Source organism: Paenibacillus sp. FSL H7-0943 (assembly GCF_037963265.1).
GTDB lineage: Bacteria > Bacillota > Bacilli > Paenibacillales > Paenibacillaceae > Paenibacillus_AQ > Paenibacillus_AQ odorifer.
Map to the genome: position 1 here is coordinate 6,704,387 of NZ_CP150148.1, position 15,339 is coordinate 6,719,725.

The window sequence follows — 15,339 nt, forward strand, 5'->3', positions numbered from 1 at the left end:
GTTTCCTTAGAAGGGGAACTTGGCGCTTTTTCTATAGTCAAACAAAAAGAGACATTTCCGAGGAAAATGCCTCTATCCAGATTCAAGTTGCGACCTATATACTGCCTTCGTTAGCTAGTGAAACGGGCAGGTTGCGACGGGTGATTGTTGATAAAGAAAACGAGGGCTGAAATCATATTCTTTTAACGTACGATCATGCCAAATCGGTGTAGACGAGGGTGACATAGGCGGAATCAACCAGGACCAGCGCCCTGAGACTTGGCGCCCCTGCTCGTTCTCCTGTTGCTGGAATCGAACAAATTGATCTGCTGCTGTATGGTGATCCACGATGCTGACACCTGCTTGCTTGAAGGAATGCAGCACTGCGCGATTCAGCTCAAGAAGCGCCCTATCCTTCCAAAGCGTTGTGTTGCTGGAGCGATCCAGTCCCATCACATCAGCTATAGCTGGCAAAGTGTTGTATCGTCCGGTATCCCCCAAGTTACGCGAGCCGATTTCAGTCTCCATGTACCAACCGTTAAAAGGAGCAGCCGTGTACAGAATACCGCCAATTTCCAACTGCATGTCCGCGATGATGGGTACAGAATACCAACGAAGCTGAAGCTCAGCAAAACGTTCAATTTCAGGATGTGTTAACGGTACCTCCTGAATGAAGTGATCAGGAATAGGGAAAACGTAGGGATGCCCGTTGCCAATACTTATCACTAACGGCAACACATCATAATCGCCACCCGTTCCTTGCCAACCTAGTTGCTGGCACATTTTTGTGAATTCATCCGATGCCGGATCGCCTGCACGTCCGTGTTCTTCATCGCCAGGATAACCGGCATAACGAATCAATTGGTGGTTCCAGATCCGAATCCGCTGATTCGGATCTTCTCCGCTGCGGAAGACCGTGATGAGTGAACGAATACGTCCTCCGTTGTTCGCCTTTTCCAGATGTCGCAGCAACGCTTCAGCAACTTGTTCCTCAGTCTCTGCTTGGCGTTCATCGATTAGCTCAATGGATTGCCAAAAAAGACGCCCAATGCAGCGGCTATTATGGCGCCAGGCCATTCTTGCACCATGCGCTAATTCTTCCGTTGTATGTGTGTAACTGCCTGATTGGTTAATTTCCTCATGTACGGCTAGAATGCGATGATCCGTCTCGGCTTCAGACTTATCTAGTTCAGCGTAACATTGTCGAATGAAAGCTTCCGCCTGCCGGGTTAATTCTTCGATGTGCTTGCCATTCATATCCCTTATCCCCCATCTAAACCCTTGCTTAAACTCTCAATCCAGTATAACATCCCTCTTCCTATGCCACATCTTTCAGGGAAAAGCGCATAAGAACAACCCGTGAAGCTTGGAGCTTCACAGGTTGTGGCAGGAACATTTAGCGCTCTGAACGTTTCCCTTGCTTATTCAATGAGGCAAGTCTGCTCTTATCCTCGGTCAACAGTTCTTCAGCCAACTCCACACCTTGAGGACCTAGCCAGTCCTGAGCTTGCTGAATCGCCTGCTCAGTATGTGCCAGGCGGTTCTCAGCCTGTGCCAAAGTCTGTTCTGTTGGATGACTAAGTGCCTGAGAGACAGAGAAATGAAGCTTGCCCAAAGAATTTTTGGCTTGAGTTACATTGTCATTCGCTTGCAGACTGGAATCGGGTTGTTTCATAAATGAAATACGCTCCCTTCTGAAATGCGCCTGTTCTCTTCTAGCATGGTTTGGGTGAAGTCTTCTTATGCATTCACTATCTACTGGATAATGGATTGCATAAAGGACGTCATTTCATTACTCGCTTTATTCAGGCGCTCAATGACACCGCTGAATTCAGTGACCAATTCTGCTTGTGAGTGTGAAGAAGCAGAGATCGCTTCAATTTCTTGCTCCATTTGCTTAATGGACTTTTGAACATCACTCAGTGATTTTTCAATATTATGGGTTGCTTCTTTAGTGTTAACGGACAGTTTGCGTACTTCCGTAGCAACCACCCCAAAACCTGCCCCTTGCTCTCCTACACGCGCGGCTTCGATTGCCGCATTCAGCCCAAGCAGGTTCGTCTGCTCAGAAATCTCACGAATGAAGCCGGCAACCTTATTCACTTCTTGTGATTCTGTTACTGCTCTACGCGTATTATCTAATATTTGCTGCGAGGTTGCTGATAATTCCTGAGATTGGGCAGCTACGCTCTGCACCATCTCCATTAGATGACTGCTTATCTCATTAATCTCATCTGTGAATCCTTCAAGCTTATTCTCGTTCTCTAGTGTATAGGCAATGGCAAAAACCCCGATTACATCATCATCCGTTCCGTAGATAGGTACACATGTTGAGATTACAGGAGCTCCATAAATTTCTGCTGGGATTCGGTTAGAGCTTGCTATACCTTTCAGTCCATTTGAAAGCGACAGATCTTCAGGAGGGATAGGGTTACCCTTAACCAATCCGAGATCAATAACTTTACTTGGTGCGTAATAATGGAAGATCTCCCTGTCCGTGATTCCAATCATAATATCCTGCGAGTGAATCTTTTTGAAATAAGGTGCTGCGAGGACTAAGGCATCGATAATACTCATCTCTTCATCTCCCATATAAAAAAAATGTATATGTAGTTTTATCGTCACAATGGGTTATTAAATGAATATTGTCATAGTAGAGTAACAATCCCCGCGTATGATTTGTTTATGAATACTATTAGCAGACGACAATTTCTACAGAAAAGCGCTCAAGTAACTCTAGGCCTTCTTGGAACAGCTGGTGCATCCGGTATCTATTCACATTGGATCGAACCCTACTGGCTGGAAATCAAATACGTAGATATTACACTCCCTAGACTTTCTCCAGCCTTCGATAAATTTCGTATCGTTCATTTTAGTGATTTACATCAGGGGGTATATTCCAAGCCGCAAGCTTTAACGGAGCTAGCGCAGCAAATTCAACATGTAAAGCCAGATCTGATCTGCTTCACCGGCGATTTATTAGATCATTCAGCCGATTATATTGCAGAAGCCGTAGCCTTGTGCTCTCAGTTGCGGGCTCCTTTTGGACAATTTGCAGTATTAGGCAATCATGATGCTTTTGGGACCAGAAAGGTTGTAACGAAAGGGCTAACACAATCGGGCTTCCACGTGCTCCATAATGAACATATCGTCCTAACCCAAGGTACGGACAAGCTCTATATTGCCGGAATAGATGATCCTTGGGTCGGAAAAGCAGACATCGCCCAAGCGCTGCTTCATATCCCGGAAGAGGCTTGCACAATTCTCCTGGCCCATGAACCTGATTTCGCCGATGACTTTTGTAAGCTGCCTATAGATCTGCAATTGTCTGGCCATAGCCACGGAGGCCAAGTGCGGTTTCCATTTGTCGGAGCTTTATATACCCCGCCTCACGGAAGTAAATATTCAAGTGGGTTATATCAACTGCCCAACAGCCAACTTCAGGTCTATACCACTCGCGGGATAGGAGTAACTCGTATGCCTGTTCGTTTTAATTGTCGTCCCGAGCTCACCGTAATTACTTTACATTCTTAATGCTAGTGTCTTAATCGTACAAAATGGTTAAAAAGTATATACCTTTTGCATATCTATGCAACAACACTGTAACCGCCTTTGTAATCAAATCTATTTGGGACCTAGGTATAATTGTAGGAGTGATAGAGGAAAAAATATCATATTGCAACTACATAAGCCCATCCTTGGGAAGGAGAGATTAAGTTATGAATAAAAGTATGAAATGGACCTCAGCCATCTTGGCTGCTGGAGTATTGCTTGGAGGGTCGGGACTAGTAGGAGGAACTTCAGTTCAAGCCGCAACTACCGGAGGAAATACGGTAAAACAAGCCGCACAGCAACCCTCTGTAGTGCTTAAATATAAAGGCCAGACCTTATCGCAGCAAGCGAAAATAGTAAACGGCAACACCATGATCCCTTTAACTGTACTACGGGATGCTTTTGGCCTCTCCATTAACTATAATGCAAGCACCAAAACTTATAGTGTAGGCAGCGATTCCATGAAGCTGGACATGGAGGTCTCAGATTACGGTGTTATTACAACCCTGAATGGCTATTACATTTATAGCATGACCGGCAGTCATGATGTGAAGGTCATCAACGACCGGATTTATGTTCCGTTCAAACTGTTGTCTGACTATTTAGGAGTGCAAGGCGTTTATAATCCTTCATTGAAATCACTTGATCTAAGTAAAAAAGTAATGAATAACATCAAAATTACCTCTGAAACCTTAGATAAGAGCAATAAAAATGCCAGTATCAAAGTGCAATATCCCAAAATCAGTGGCTTAACGGATGAAGTGCAGACTAAGATTAATGCAATCTTCAAAAAACAAGCTGAACAATTCGTCGCAGAGAGTGAAGAACAGGCTAGCCGTAGAGATGGTACTATAGAGAATAAATATGACTTCTCTCAAACTTTTGTCGTCTCCTTTAACCGTGAAGGGGTTCTGAGCATCGTGACTGATCAATATGGCTATACTGGTGGAGCTCATGGTGGAGCCCTTCGTGAAGGATTTACCTTCTCGCTGAAAGACGGCAAACCAATTGAACTTAAGGACCTGCTGAAGGCAGAGCCAAACTACAAACAAAAATTAGATAAAATGTTGAAGGAAAGCACCAAGGAGCTAGCTTTTCCAGATACACCTGGCGGACTAACAGAAAAACCAAACTTCTACGTTTCCGAGAGTGGCCTTGCAATCTTCTACCAACAGTATGAAATTGCCCCTTATGCGGCTGGAATTCCTACGTACACCTTTAATTTCAGTTCAATATTACCAAAGGGAACTAACCCATTCGCTGCCTTCAAATAAACTTCTATTGTAAAAAAGAGCGTCCCAGTCATTAGGACTGGGACGCTCTTTTGGTTTTACAGCTTAGGCTTCCAAACTTCCCGCCGGGCCGAAGAATTCATAATGAATTCTGTCTTCAGCCACCTTCCATTCCTTAAGAGCCTTATATATCGCCTTCATAAAAGGAGTCGGTCCGCAGAAATAGAATTCAGAGTTTACGTCTGTTACTTCTTGCAGCCAAGCTAGATCAATATAACCTGTTTTATGGAACGTATCTCCTTCACTTGGAGTTTCATAACATACATAGGATCGTAGGGTAGGATGGGACTGCTCCAAATCCGCCACCATTTCTTTCATAGCATGCAAGCTTCCATTGATGGCTGCATGAATGTACGTTACCTCTCGTTCTGGCTGCGTAGCAATTAATGTCTCCAGCATACTTACCATAGGGGTTAGTCCAACCCCACCACTGATAAGAACCACTGGACGATCACTATCTTTATTTAGTACGAAATCACCTGCTGGCGAGCTTACTTCCAATATAGCTCCCACTTGTACGACATCATGAAGGAAAGTAGATACGACTCCAGCCGGTTTATCCGGCCCTTCACCTTCCCGTTTAACTGTGATGCGGTAATACGACTGTCCCGGCGCACTGGACAAACTATAGTGGCGAACATGGGTGTATTCCTCTCCCTCAGGCTGAACACGAACCGTGATGTATTGACCCGGCAAGTAAGAAGCTATAGCCCCTCCATCCTCAGGAGAAAGGTAGAAGGAAGTAATAAGTTCACTTTCTTTAACCTTCTTAGTAACCACAAAGTTTCTAAATCCACTCCAACCCCCGGGAATTTCGGCAGCTTCACGATACTTCTCTGCTTCGACACCAATAAAGGCATCTGCAATCACGCCATACGCCTTTGCCCAAGCATCAATAATTTCCGGCGTCGCCGCATCGCCAAGTACTTGCCCAATAGCAGCTAACAAAGTCTCACCTACGATGGGATAATGTTCAGGTAATACTCCCAATGCCCGATGTTTCTCCGCAATCTGTTTTACCACAGGCAAAATATTTCCCAGCTGATCAATATTCATTGCCGCCGCGAGTACGGCGTTAGCAAGTGCAGTCTGCTGTTTACCTTCCCGTTGGTTGGCATGATTAAATATATTTAGTAACTCCGGATGATTTTCAAATAACATGCCATAGAAAGTAGTTGTGATGGTCTTCCCATGAACCTGCAATACGGGCACCGTTGATTTTATGATTTCAATGGTTTGTTGATCTAACATCTAAATACCCTCTTTCCTGCAATAAATTAATTCCTCTATAAAAAGCATATAGAAGCTGAACATCCCATAGTGTGCGTTCAATCACACGGGAAATTGAAAAAATGTGAACGATTCAATAATTGCAATGATATCCATCACAATAACGTACCCGAAATCAAAAAAACTATCCAAGCAGCCATTATAGCTTCCGGGATAGCTTTTTATCTTATTATTTTGACAGCTCCACAAAACCTTCTCCGAATACATCTCTTACATCGTGGATGGTAATAAACGCCTCTTTATCAATGGATTTGACGATTTTCTTAAGCATAGTCACTTCCTGCTTGCTAATCACAATATACAGCAGCTCTTTAGGTGTCTTGGTATAGTACCCACGGCCATATATTACTGTGACGCCTCTATCCATAATTCCATTAACCTGTTCAGCAATTTTGTCCTGCTCTTGGGATACAATCGTAACAGCCTTCTTAGGGTTCACTCCCTCAATAATAAAGTCCATTATCTTAGTGGCTACATAGAGCATCACGATCGTAAACATCAGACTTTGTACTCCAATGATGAAATACGAAGCGAACACCACAATTAAATCGACGAGCAGTAGCGCGTAACTAACATTCCAGTCCAAATATTTATGTAGGATTCTGGCGATGATGGTTGACCCTGCAGTCGTTCCACCCACTCGTATAATTAGCCCGATACCCACACCTGAGAAGATACCCCCGAATATTGCATTAATTATCAACTCATCGCTGCCAATATTCCAATTTTTCGTAAGAATCAGGAATAACGAATTGAAAAACACCGCAATAATCGTGTATACCGTCGTAGTTTTGTCTAGAAATTTGTACCCCACAATTAATAATAAAGCGTTAAGAATCAAACTAACAATACCGGGTGACCACTGATACAAATAGTAAGTAATCATAGTCAGTCCCGTGACCCCGCCTTCACCGAACTCGTTCGGAATCACAAACAAATTAACGGCCAAGGAGAATAACAAAGCTCCTACAATGATGGAAACAATATCCGAAATACGCTTTTTCATACCATGCCCCTTCTACCCTAGATCTATATCCACAAATACTAACACCGCTTTGATATAGATGCAATCCATCCGAAAGAAGTCAACAGTCTATAGATACAGTAACCAGCCACCCCGCCGCCAGTGTTCAAAATAAGATCATCCACATCAAAGGTGCCGATATACAATACTAATTGTGTGAATTCAAAACAGAAGCTCAGCGCCAGCGAGAGGAAGAAAACTCTTCGAAACAGCCTTACTTTTTGCGATAACAGCATGGGCACCAAGATCCCAAACGGAATAAAGGCCAACAAATTCCCTACTAAATTAATCGATGAAAAAGGATCTGAAAGCGACAGATCGTCCATCCCCCGGGAGATCTCCTTAAAAGGGATATAGTTGCCTCGCCGATTAAAAATCCGGTCTGGATGTTCAAACATACGTCCCGCTTGCTCCCAAAGCGATAATAAGTTCACCGGTGCACCTTTAAATAAAATAATTCGGATTAAAAAATACATATAGACGATAAATATCGCTGCCAGCAAAAGGTTTATAGCAGACTTTTTTTTCGGCTCTTTAGTCATTAATATGTAGTAACAATTATGCCATCCATGTTATCGCCTGACGTCATATATTGCCCTTCCTGTGGAATTTTGATCGTAGTGTATTTGGATACCGGAAAATAACTTACTGTATAAGCTTTGCCGTCTACTGTTGTTGAAATCTCTTTGTTCTCTTTCAAGAAATCCAAATATTGTTCTAGCACAAGCCCTTTCTCATGAATAATGGCGCTGTGCGGCAACCCTACATAACGGAAATGCCAGGGTTCATATTTTATCCCCGTAATCTCGGTTTTGTCTTTCGGATAGCGGAGAATAAAGCCGTATTTCCAGGCATTTTTTTGCAGCCATTTTCCTTCAGGCGCTTTACTCATTTCTGATTGGGACGACCCGATATCCAGAGATAATCCTAAATTATGTTCACTATATTGCGCCGGTAAAGCATAGTCCGAACCTTTTTCCTGATATAATTTCTCTTGCTCTTCAAAGTCCCTGTACCCGCTGCTAATTAAAAAATGATTCACACCCTCTTTTTCGGCAGCTTTGACCATCTTATTGAATTTATGCGCTACACTTTCAGACAAACGAATCGAGGTATCCAGCAGCCCATAACCCTGCACCAGATCCGCCTGCTCATATAAGGTCACGATATCAGACTTCACACTATCCTCATGTACCGGGTATTGTTTGTTCACCAGCAACAAATCCCCTTGATACACTTGATCTTGTGTTACTACCTCTAAGCTATTGTTATTTCTAATAGATTCTTTGCGAATCTTATCATCGTATCCTAAATTACCCGTATTCGGTAAATAACGAGCCGCTGCATACCCAAGCAACAACACAACCAACGCCAAAAAGCCCCACTTCTTCATCAGCAATGTCCTCCCATTTCCTTGATAGGAATAGAATAACGAAGACACTTTAAAGAAAAGGCGGGACAAATATAAAGTTTTTCTTAAAATAAATAAATTTCACGGGCTTTACCCATTAAAAGTATATCCAACGCCCCAGATCGTCTTAATGAATTTATTCTTATTGATGTCTTCACCGAGCTTTTTGCGCAAGGTACGGATATGCACCATGACCGTGTTCCCACTCTCATAATAAGCATCGCCCCACACCTGTTGAAAAATGTTCTCCGCACTAAACACCTGCTTAGGATGGCTGACCAATAAGTGCAAAATATCAAACTCTTTTGGAGTTAGCTCAATAACCTCACCATAAAGAGTAACCGTATGCTCATCCGGTGAAATCATCAATCCCCGAACCTCTAGCACCGATTTAGGTATGGCTGCGGGCTGACTGAATTGTATGGAGCGCCGCAACTGGGAATTGACCCGGGCGACCAGCTCCATTGGGTTAAACGGTTTGGTCATATAATCATCTGCACCCATAACCAGTCCGGTGATTTTATCAAGATCGGAAGTTTTAGCACTCAGAAAAATAATCGGCAGATGATGATGCTCCCGAATATGGCGGGTGACCTCGTAACCATCCAGCCCCGGCATCATTATATCCAGAATCGCCAAATCTATCGTTTGCGACTCAATGGCTTGTACCGCTGCCCTTCCATCGGACACTTTGAGGATATGATACCCCTCTTTTTGCAAATGCAAGGCCACCAAGTCGGCAATTTCCGCCTCATCATCCGCAATTAAAATGGTGATGCGCTTCATCTATTTTTCACTCCTATAGGTTGTGCTGTACACTCTTCATCCATTATACCCTAAACTCAAAAACCACTCCTAGAAAGAAGTGGTTTCCGATTAAATCTATGATTTATATAGTTTATTTCCTTTTATTATAGCTGTCTAACAATAGCTCTAATGAAATCCCATTTACTGTGACGCCTGAAAGATTGCAGTCTCTTATATCCACATTCGAAAGATCACAATCTACAAAGGATGTCCCGTTCAGCTGGCATCGCTCAAACTTATTGCCTTTACCGTACAAATGAATATCGTGGAAATAAGCCTCCCCTAGTTCACTATTACTAACCTCTATTTCCCACAGCCCCACTTCATTAAACTTAACAGAATGCATATTGATGTCATTAAAGGTAGTACTGCTCATATTAATATTATCGAATCCGGTGCCCTCCATATTTACATTGGAGAAGTTTGTTTTATGCATATCAATATCATCAAATTCACTCTGGCCCATAGCCACACGACGAAAATTCGTTTCAGTCATTCTTTCATCCTGAAAGACTCTCTTCTTAAATTCGTCCTGTAATTTGTTTTCACTAAGATTATTATTCACTGTACTCAACATCTCCCTTTTTAAGATCGCTCTTGATCTGCGGAGTCTACTCTCAACAGCTTCGCTGGATAAATCAAGGAAATCGGCGATTTCCCTAACCTTGTAATTGTCGATATAGTAGAGAATTGTGACTATACGATTAGCTTCTGATAGGGTGTTTAAGGCTTTCCACACATCTTGCTGGAGTTCTTTTCTGAGCAGCTGATCTTCGGTAGATTCTGGCTGCGGAACCTCCATTTTTTGCATGAATTCGTAAGCAGTTTTCTTTTTATTTGACCTAAACCAATCCATGCATTCCCGTGCAGTAACCGCATATAACCAACTGGCGAGTTTCTCAGGCTCCTTTAAGTTAGGTAATTTGCGATAGGTTTTAACAAAAACCTCTTGGGCAATGTCTTGTGCGGTATGAAAATCACCCAATTTACCATAAGCAACCCCGTATACTGCATTGGAATATTTGCCGATAAGTACACTGAATGCATCCATGTCACCTTTACACACCTTATCTACCAGTTCTGCGTCCGTACAAGTCACTATTTTCCTCCTTAACATCAAGCTCATAACATAGACGGAAAAGAGACTCAAAAACCGTCTTTATGCCTGCAAATAAATTTTAATGGAGAGGGGATTTCAACTTTTCTACACCGTGATAATTATAGCCTAATTATTACCTAGCTAAAACAATCTGCGAGCCGTGACCAAACGTTTCTTCCACTTGTCACTTAAGGCTTCATAATGAACGCCAAGCTCCTTGGAGTACGTATGTAGGATCTGATTATTTCCCGCGTAAATCGCCACATGCCCAATATCAAGTCCACGTGCACTGAAGAATAACAGATCCCCTTTGCGCAGCTCGTTAATTCCAACCTCTTTGCCCTCTTTGGCCTGATTGTAAGAGACACGTGGCAGGTCAATTGCCAACACATCCTTAAATACATGTCCTACAAAGGAAGAACAGTCAAAGGTAGACGTCTGGTCAGTAGCAGCACCAAATTCATAAGGTGTTCCCAGATATTTTTCTCCGTAAGCAAGCAGCTCGCTTCCCTGCCGCTCTACAAGAGCCGTACTAGTATAATTGCTATATTTGGGTTTAGCAGATATATAGCCACTCTTGTTATCCTGTGTTCGCACTTCTAACCATAAAGCATCTACTTCTCTAACCACATGTACCTTATCTCCTGCTGACAACATTTGCTGCACCGTTGATTGGGCTGACGAGTCTGGCAAAGTTCGCAGGTTAACCCCATACAGAATTGTCGTATCGTAATCCACTGCCGAGTAGATACGAACGGCACGAGTAGTGGTATCCCACTTCACAGTGCTGCCCAAAGCTTCGCTGACAAAACGCAGTGGCATCATCGTATAACCGCCGGTAATCTGGCCGGGAACCGTTACACTTAAGGACTGGCCATTTTTATTCGCTGCCTGATCACCAATATGATAGGTCAGCACCAGGTCGCCCTTGGTTGCCTTAACGGTCTTGGTATCATTATTCCAAGTAATCTTTGCCCCCTGAGCTTCAAATAACTTACGCATAGGAACTAGTACTGTATCGTTTACTAACAAGGGCTGAGCCCCCAATTGTAGCTGTTGATCATCCAGATAAACGGCTGTAACCGGAGTCTGAGGCGTTGTCGCCGCATAGGCCGGAGCAGTATAGAGCATAGATGTAAGTAGTAAAAGTAACATAGCTTTCTTTTGAAATTTCATGATGTCATCACCTCGTTGATTGATATGTACACCTATTGTTACTAAAAAAAGGGTGATTAGTTTTGTTACAAATTTTGGGGTAAGCATCTACCTACGGCATAAGCACCTAAAAAAAGAGGACTACGATCACCTTTCGGTATCATAGTCCTCTTTTTAAATATGCCTCATGGAGCCGGCTAGACAGGTTCCTCAACTTCAAAAATGGAATCAATAATGATCGGAAGATTATCCCTTACAGAAACAGCACCCAATACAGAACGAGCATGAACACCCTTGTCTCCGAACACCTCAAGCATTAAATCTGAACAACCATTAAGCACTTTATGATGTTCTTCAAAAAGGGGATCTGCATTAACGAAGCCTTGAATTTTGACTACTCTTTTCACTTTGTCCAAAGAACCTAAAGCTGTCTTCAGGACGGCAAGGATTTCTATACCCGTTAAACGTGCAAAATGGTAGCCTTCCTTGGTAGTGTAATCTTGTCCCAGCTTCCCTTTGGGATGGCCCGCTGGTCCTTTTCCCGACACAAAACATAAACCATTAACAATTACGTAGTTAGCGTATTTTGCCGCCGGTTCACTAGCCTCAGGCAGAACAACTCCTAATGCTTCGAGTCTGCTCGCTATAGTGTGCTCTGTCATATCCATCTCCCCCTCCATTATCAACAGCTTCAATAATTAAGTAAGATCATAGTTACTACTTAGCTTCAACCTCTGCTTCCCATCTCGATATCTCAGCGCGAACAATGGGTGCTACTTGGGTACCCAATAGCTCAATGGCTCTCATTACATCCTTATGAGGCATTGTGCCAAGCGGCACATGCAGCATAAATCGTGTGATGCCTACTTGCTTGCGCAGGTGAATGATTTTCTCAGCAACGGTCTCTGGGTCACCTACATACAAGGCACCTTCAAATCTACGTGCCGCATCATAGCTTGCACGGGTGTATTGACCCCATCCGCGTTCCCGGCCAATAACATTCATACTAGCTTGTGTAGAAGGGAAGAACATATCGGCAGCCTGCTGATTGTCCTCTGCAATGAAGCCGTGCGAGTGCGAAGCAACGGGCAGCTTCGATACATCATGTCCCGCTTGCGCTGCAGCCTTCTTATAGAGCTTCACGAGCGGAGCAAACTGTAGCGGACTGCCGCCAATGATAGCCAGCACAAGCGGTAATCCTAGTAGACCTGCACGAATTACGGATTCTGTATTTCCTCCGCTACCAATCCATACTGGCAATGGATTCTGCACGGGACGCGGATAAATCCCCAGATTATTAATGGCAGGACGGTGCACGCCGCTCCAGGTTATTTTTTCGGATTCCCGTATTTTGAGCAGCAAGTCCAGCTTCTCATCGAACAGCTCATCATAATGATTCAAATCATACCCAAACAGCGGGAACGATTCAATAAAAGAACCCCGGCCTGCCATGATCTCTGCGCGTCCATTCGAGATTCCATCCAGGGTAGCGAAATCCTGAAACACACGTACGGGGTCATCAGAGGAAAGTACTGTAACCGCACTGGTTAGCCGAATCCGTGTCGTCTGTGAGGCCGCCGCAGCCAGTAAAACTGCTGGAGAAGACGCCGCATAATCTTTGCGATGATGTTCGCCCACGCCAAATATATCTAAACCCACCTGATCTGCAAGCACAATCTCCTCTACAACCTCGCGCAATCGCTGCGCATGACTTATCACTTCACCCGTCTGAACATCCGGTGTTGTTTCTACGAACGTGCTTATTCCTATTTCCACTTACAAATCCCCCTTAACTATAATTTCCTCTTTAAATTGTTTGTTTGATTATAACACAAGTTAAGGTTAAAAAAGCTAGTCATTCTGTCCAACCCTAGTTTCCCGGGAAACTCATCCTTAAAATTTGCAAAACCACGCTTACAAATAGAGGATTTTGAAGGAATATGTTGAAAGACTCTTAAACAAATAGCGGTTGTCGTAGAACAAATAATCATATGGCAACGAATAAAATTCAAGGTAACATGAAAGAACTGTTAACCGGGTGGGAGAAGGTGTCACTGAAATGAATATCATGACATGGATTGATTTGTTATTATTTTTTGTTTTGTTCGCTTTGTTCATCTACATATTTGCGTCTGTAACTATCACTAACCTACATAAAGCATACTTAGTTTTTCATTTTACTATGATGTTATGGCCCTTCTGCCAATTCGCTATCAAAACGACCGACGATCCCAAGTTTCAATTGTTTTATGTAAAGCTCGCTTTTATCGACTCGGTTCTGTTAACGATTGGCTGGCTTCTGTTCACGGTACTACTCACCGGGAATTCACATCTTCTTCGAAAAAAGAACACATTGATCCTATACATTCTCGCAGCTTTGATCTTAGTAGGGGTGATCGCCAATCCAAACGGAAGTTTTGTTCTCCCTATGAACGGCGGATATATCGAAAGATATTATGGTCCGATTTTTTGGCTGCTTATTATCTTCTTAACCACCAGCGTAATAATTTCTCTGTATATCATCTATTCAGCGCTAGTCTCAAACACTACACAGCGGATCAAAAAACAGGTTGCTCATGTGCTCAAAGGGGTGCTGGTGCTAACGGTATTTATTTTATTGGATGTTTTTCTTAATGTGGTATTGCTTAAATCTGATCCAGTTATTCCAGGGCTGACCTCTCTGGGGATCTTAATCTCGGCAATCTTTTTCGTAATTGCTATCCATCGGGATAAAATATTTGATCTCGTAACCATCGCCCATCAGGATATCATTGACACCATTACAGAAGGAATTCTTGTACTGGATGATAGTGAGACTGTAGTAGAAATCAATCGCTCGCTTTTTCCAAAAATCCATCTGCAAATCGGTGCTCACTTTGACGTGTCGACCATCGCACCCATAGAGCAAACTTCCGGAGCTTTCGATTTATTCCTTCATACATACTTGAACCAGCCCATGGAGAGGACTGAGGTTGAACTATTCTACACCTCACTCGATGCATACATTAACATTACTGCGGCGCCGATTGTGGTAGGTGGAATCAGGGTTGGACGCATTCTCACTTTTCAGGACAGAAGCGAGCTGCATCGCCTCATAGCCGAGACCAATCACCAGAACGAGACCCTGCAAGAGCGTAATGCTACATTAACTGAAATCCAGGATGAATTATCGCAGACTAACCAAAAACTTAAGCAGATGGCCATAACGGATAGCCTAACCGGTTGTTATAATCGTCATTACTTAACGTTGCACTTAGAGCATGAGATCATAGAAAATATGAAACTCAAGCAGCCTTTTGCTATCATCCTTCTGGATATCGACTTTTTCAAAACAGTGAATGATAATTACGGCCATTTAATCGGTGATGTCGTCATTTGCAGCACGGTAGAGGTAATTAAGAAAACGTTGAGGGAGACGGATGTTCTGGCGCGTTATGGCGGAGAAGAATTTATCATTTACTTACCAAATACAGATCAAACACAAGCAAACCACTTAGCAAAACATATCAAATCTATAATAGAAGCTAATAAAGTACATGTAGAGGATGTTGCTCATTCCCTCTCGATTACTGTTAGTATGGGACTGCTGTCCATTAGTAATTTTGCAGCACAATATACAGAAAGCCTGACCAATCAACTAAATGATTTATTCGAATCAGTGGACAAAGCCTTATATCAAGCAAAAAATGCCGGACGAAATCAGATTGTTGAGATTAATAGATAACGTTTA

At 43.1% G+C, this 15,339-nt stretch carries 15 protein-coding genes; 3 read left to right on the forward strand and 12 right to left on the reverse strand.

Going from position 1 to position 15,339, the window contains the following annotated elements:
* Positions 1–114 precede the first annotated feature (114 nt).
* The 3 genes from NSQ55_RS29355 to NSQ55_RS29365 all read right to left on the reverse strand — a co-directional run bounded on the left by NSQ55_RS29355 (position 115) and on the right by NSQ55_RS29365 (position 2,556).
* Entirely contained in the window at positions 115–1,236 is a 1,122-nt protein-coding gene (locus tag NSQ55_RS29355; protein ID WP_076307563.1) for a nitric oxide synthase oxygenase, read from the reverse strand.
* 139 nt (positions 1,237–1,375) lie between these two features.
* Complete coding sequence (locus NSQ55_RS29360; RefSeq protein ID WP_038573810.1) at positions 1,376–1,654, reverse strand: hypothetical protein; 279 nt, start codon at positions 1,652–1,654, stop codon at positions 1,376–1,378.
* Between the two features lie 80 nt (positions 1,655–1,734).
* The gene (locus NSQ55_RS29365) at positions 1,735–2,556 is read right to left on the reverse strand and encodes a methyl-accepting chemotaxis protein (protein ID WP_036682244.1); all 822 of its coding nucleotides are present in this window, start codon (positions 2,554–2,556) and stop codon (positions 1,735–1,737) included.
* 108 nt (positions 2,557–2,664) lie between these two features.
* Here NSQ55_RS29365 and NSQ55_RS29370 point away from each other — a divergent pair, with 108 nt between their 5' ends.
* Positions 2,665–3,513, forward strand: a complete 849-nt coding sequence (locus tag NSQ55_RS29370; protein WP_076301503.1) for a metallophosphoesterase — start codon at positions 2,665–2,667, stop codon at positions 3,511–3,513.
* A 185-nt stretch (positions 3,514–3,698) separates the two neighbouring features.
* Positions 3,699–4,805 (forward strand): DUF4163 domain-containing protein, encoded by a 1,107-nt coding sequence (locus NSQ55_RS29375; protein ID WP_076181864.1) that lies wholly within the window; start codon positions 3,699–3,701, stop codon positions 4,803–4,805.
* 63 nt (positions 4,806–4,868) lie between these two features.
* Here NSQ55_RS29375 and hmpA read toward each other — a convergent pair whose 3' ends face one another.
* The 9 genes from hmpA to NSQ55_RS29420 form a co-directional block, all read right to left on the reverse strand.
* On the reverse strand, positions 4,869–6,074 hold the full coding sequence (gene hmpA / locus NSQ55_RS29380; RefSeq protein ID WP_076181862.1) for an NO-inducible flavohemoprotein: 1,206 nt from the start codon (positions 6,072–6,074) through the stop codon (positions 4,869–4,871).
* A 208-nt stretch (positions 6,075–6,282) separates the two neighbouring features.
* Positions 6,283–7,119: a YitT family protein gene (locus tag NSQ55_RS29385; RefSeq protein ID WP_036682251.1), complete on the reverse strand. Its 837-nt coding sequence runs from the start codon at positions 7,117–7,119 to the stop codon at positions 6,283–6,285.
* A 38-nt stretch (positions 7,120–7,157) separates the two neighbouring features.
* A complete protein-coding gene (locus NSQ55_RS29390; protein WP_076124132.1) occupies positions 7,158–7,679 on the reverse strand; it encodes a VanZ family protein in 522 nt (173 codons plus the stop codon).
* On the reverse strand, positions 7,679–8,530 hold the full coding sequence (locus NSQ55_RS29395; RefSeq protein WP_076124134.1) for a M15 family metallopeptidase: 852 nt from the start codon (positions 8,528–8,530) through the stop codon (positions 7,679–7,681). Before NSQ55_RS29395 ends, NSQ55_RS29390 begins: the two co-directional genes overlap by 1 nt.
* Before the next feature lie 108 nt (positions 8,531–8,638).
* Positions 8,639–9,334, reverse strand: a complete 696-nt coding sequence (locus NSQ55_RS29400; RefSeq protein ID WP_076124136.1) for a response regulator transcription factor — start codon at positions 9,332–9,334, stop codon at positions 8,639–8,641.
* Between the two features lie 112 nt (positions 9,335–9,446).
* The gene (locus NSQ55_RS29405; RefSeq protein WP_076124138.1) at positions 9,447–10,454 is read right to left on the reverse strand and encodes a sigma-70 family RNA polymerase sigma factor; all 1,008 of its coding nucleotides are present in this window, start codon (positions 10,452–10,454) and stop codon (positions 9,447–9,449) included.
* Between the two features lie 141 nt (positions 10,455–10,595).
* Positions 10,596–11,630 (reverse strand): stalk domain-containing protein, encoded by a 1,035-nt coding sequence (locus NSQ55_RS29410; RefSeq protein ID WP_076191599.1) that lies wholly within the window; start codon positions 11,628–11,630, stop codon positions 10,596–10,598.
* Positions 11,631–11,806: 176 nt separating this feature from the next.
* Complete coding sequence (locus NSQ55_RS29415) at positions 11,807–12,271, reverse strand: RidA family protein (RefSeq protein WP_076191597.1); 465 nt, start codon at positions 12,269–12,271, stop codon at positions 11,807–11,809.
* A 55-nt stretch (positions 12,272–12,326) separates the two neighbouring features.
* Positions 12,327–13,385, reverse strand: coding sequence for an LLM class flavin-dependent oxidoreductase (locus tag NSQ55_RS29420; RefSeq protein WP_076124143.1), 1,059 nt, complete (start codon positions 13,383–13,385; stop codon positions 12,327–12,329).
* A gap of 283 nt (positions 13,386–13,668) precedes the next feature.
* On the opposite strand from NSQ55_RS29420, the gene NSQ55_RS29425 reads away from it, so the two are divergent.
* A complete protein-coding gene (locus tag NSQ55_RS29425) occupies positions 13,669–15,333 on the forward strand; it encodes a diguanylate cyclase (RefSeq protein ID WP_339170484.1) in 1,665 nt (554 codons plus the stop codon).
* The last annotated feature ends 6 nt before the right edge of the window (positions 15,334–15,339 follow it).

Coding starts and splice junctions, on each gene's coding strand:
- NSQ55_RS29360 (WP_038573810.1), bottom strand. CDS start 1,654: ATGAAACAACCCGATTCCAGTCTGCAAGCGAATGACAATGTAACTCAA.
- hmpA (WP_076181862.1), bottom strand. CDS start 6,074: ATGTTAGATCAACAAACCATTGAAATCATAAAATCAACGGTGCCCGTA.
- NSQ55_RS29410 (WP_076191599.1), bottom strand. CDS start 11,630: ATGAAATTTCAAAAGAAAGCTATGTTACTTTTACTACTTACATCTATG.
- NSQ55_RS29425 (WP_339170484.1), top strand. CDS start 13,669: ATGAATATCATGACATGGATTGATTTGTTATTATTTTTTGTTTTGTTC.
- NSQ55_RS29400 (WP_076124136.1), bottom strand. CDS start 9,334: ATGAAGCGCATCACCATTTTAATTGCGGATGATGAGGCGGAAATTGCC.
- NSQ55_RS29370 (WP_076301503.1), top strand. CDS start 2,665: ATGAATACTATTAGCAGACGACAATTTCTACAGAAAAGCGCTCAAGTA.
- NSQ55_RS29415 (WP_076191597.1), bottom strand. CDS start 12,271: ATGACAGAGCACACTATAGCGAGCAGACTCGAAGCATTAGGAGTTGTT.
- NSQ55_RS29355 (WP_076307563.1), bottom strand. CDS start 1,236: ATGAATGGCAAGCACATCGAAGAATTAACCCGGCAGGCGGAAGCTTTC.
- NSQ55_RS29395 (WP_076124134.1), bottom strand. CDS start 8,530: ATGAAGAAGTGGGGCTTTTTGGCGTTGGTTGTGTTGTTGCTTGGGTAT.
- NSQ55_RS29390 (WP_076124132.1), bottom strand. CDS start 7,679: ATGACTAAAGAGCCGAAAAAAAAGTCTGCTATAAACCTTTTGCTGGCA.
- NSQ55_RS29375 (WP_076181864.1), top strand. CDS start 3,699: ATGAATAAAAGTATGAAATGGACCTCAGCCATCTTGGCTGCTGGAGTA.
- NSQ55_RS29365 (WP_036682244.1), bottom strand. CDS start 2,556: ATGAGTATTATCGATGCCTTAGTCCTCGCAGCACCTTATTTCAAAAAG.
- NSQ55_RS29385 (WP_036682251.1), bottom strand. CDS start 7,119: ATGAAAAAGCGTATTTCGGATATTGTTTCCATCATTGTAGGAGCTTTG.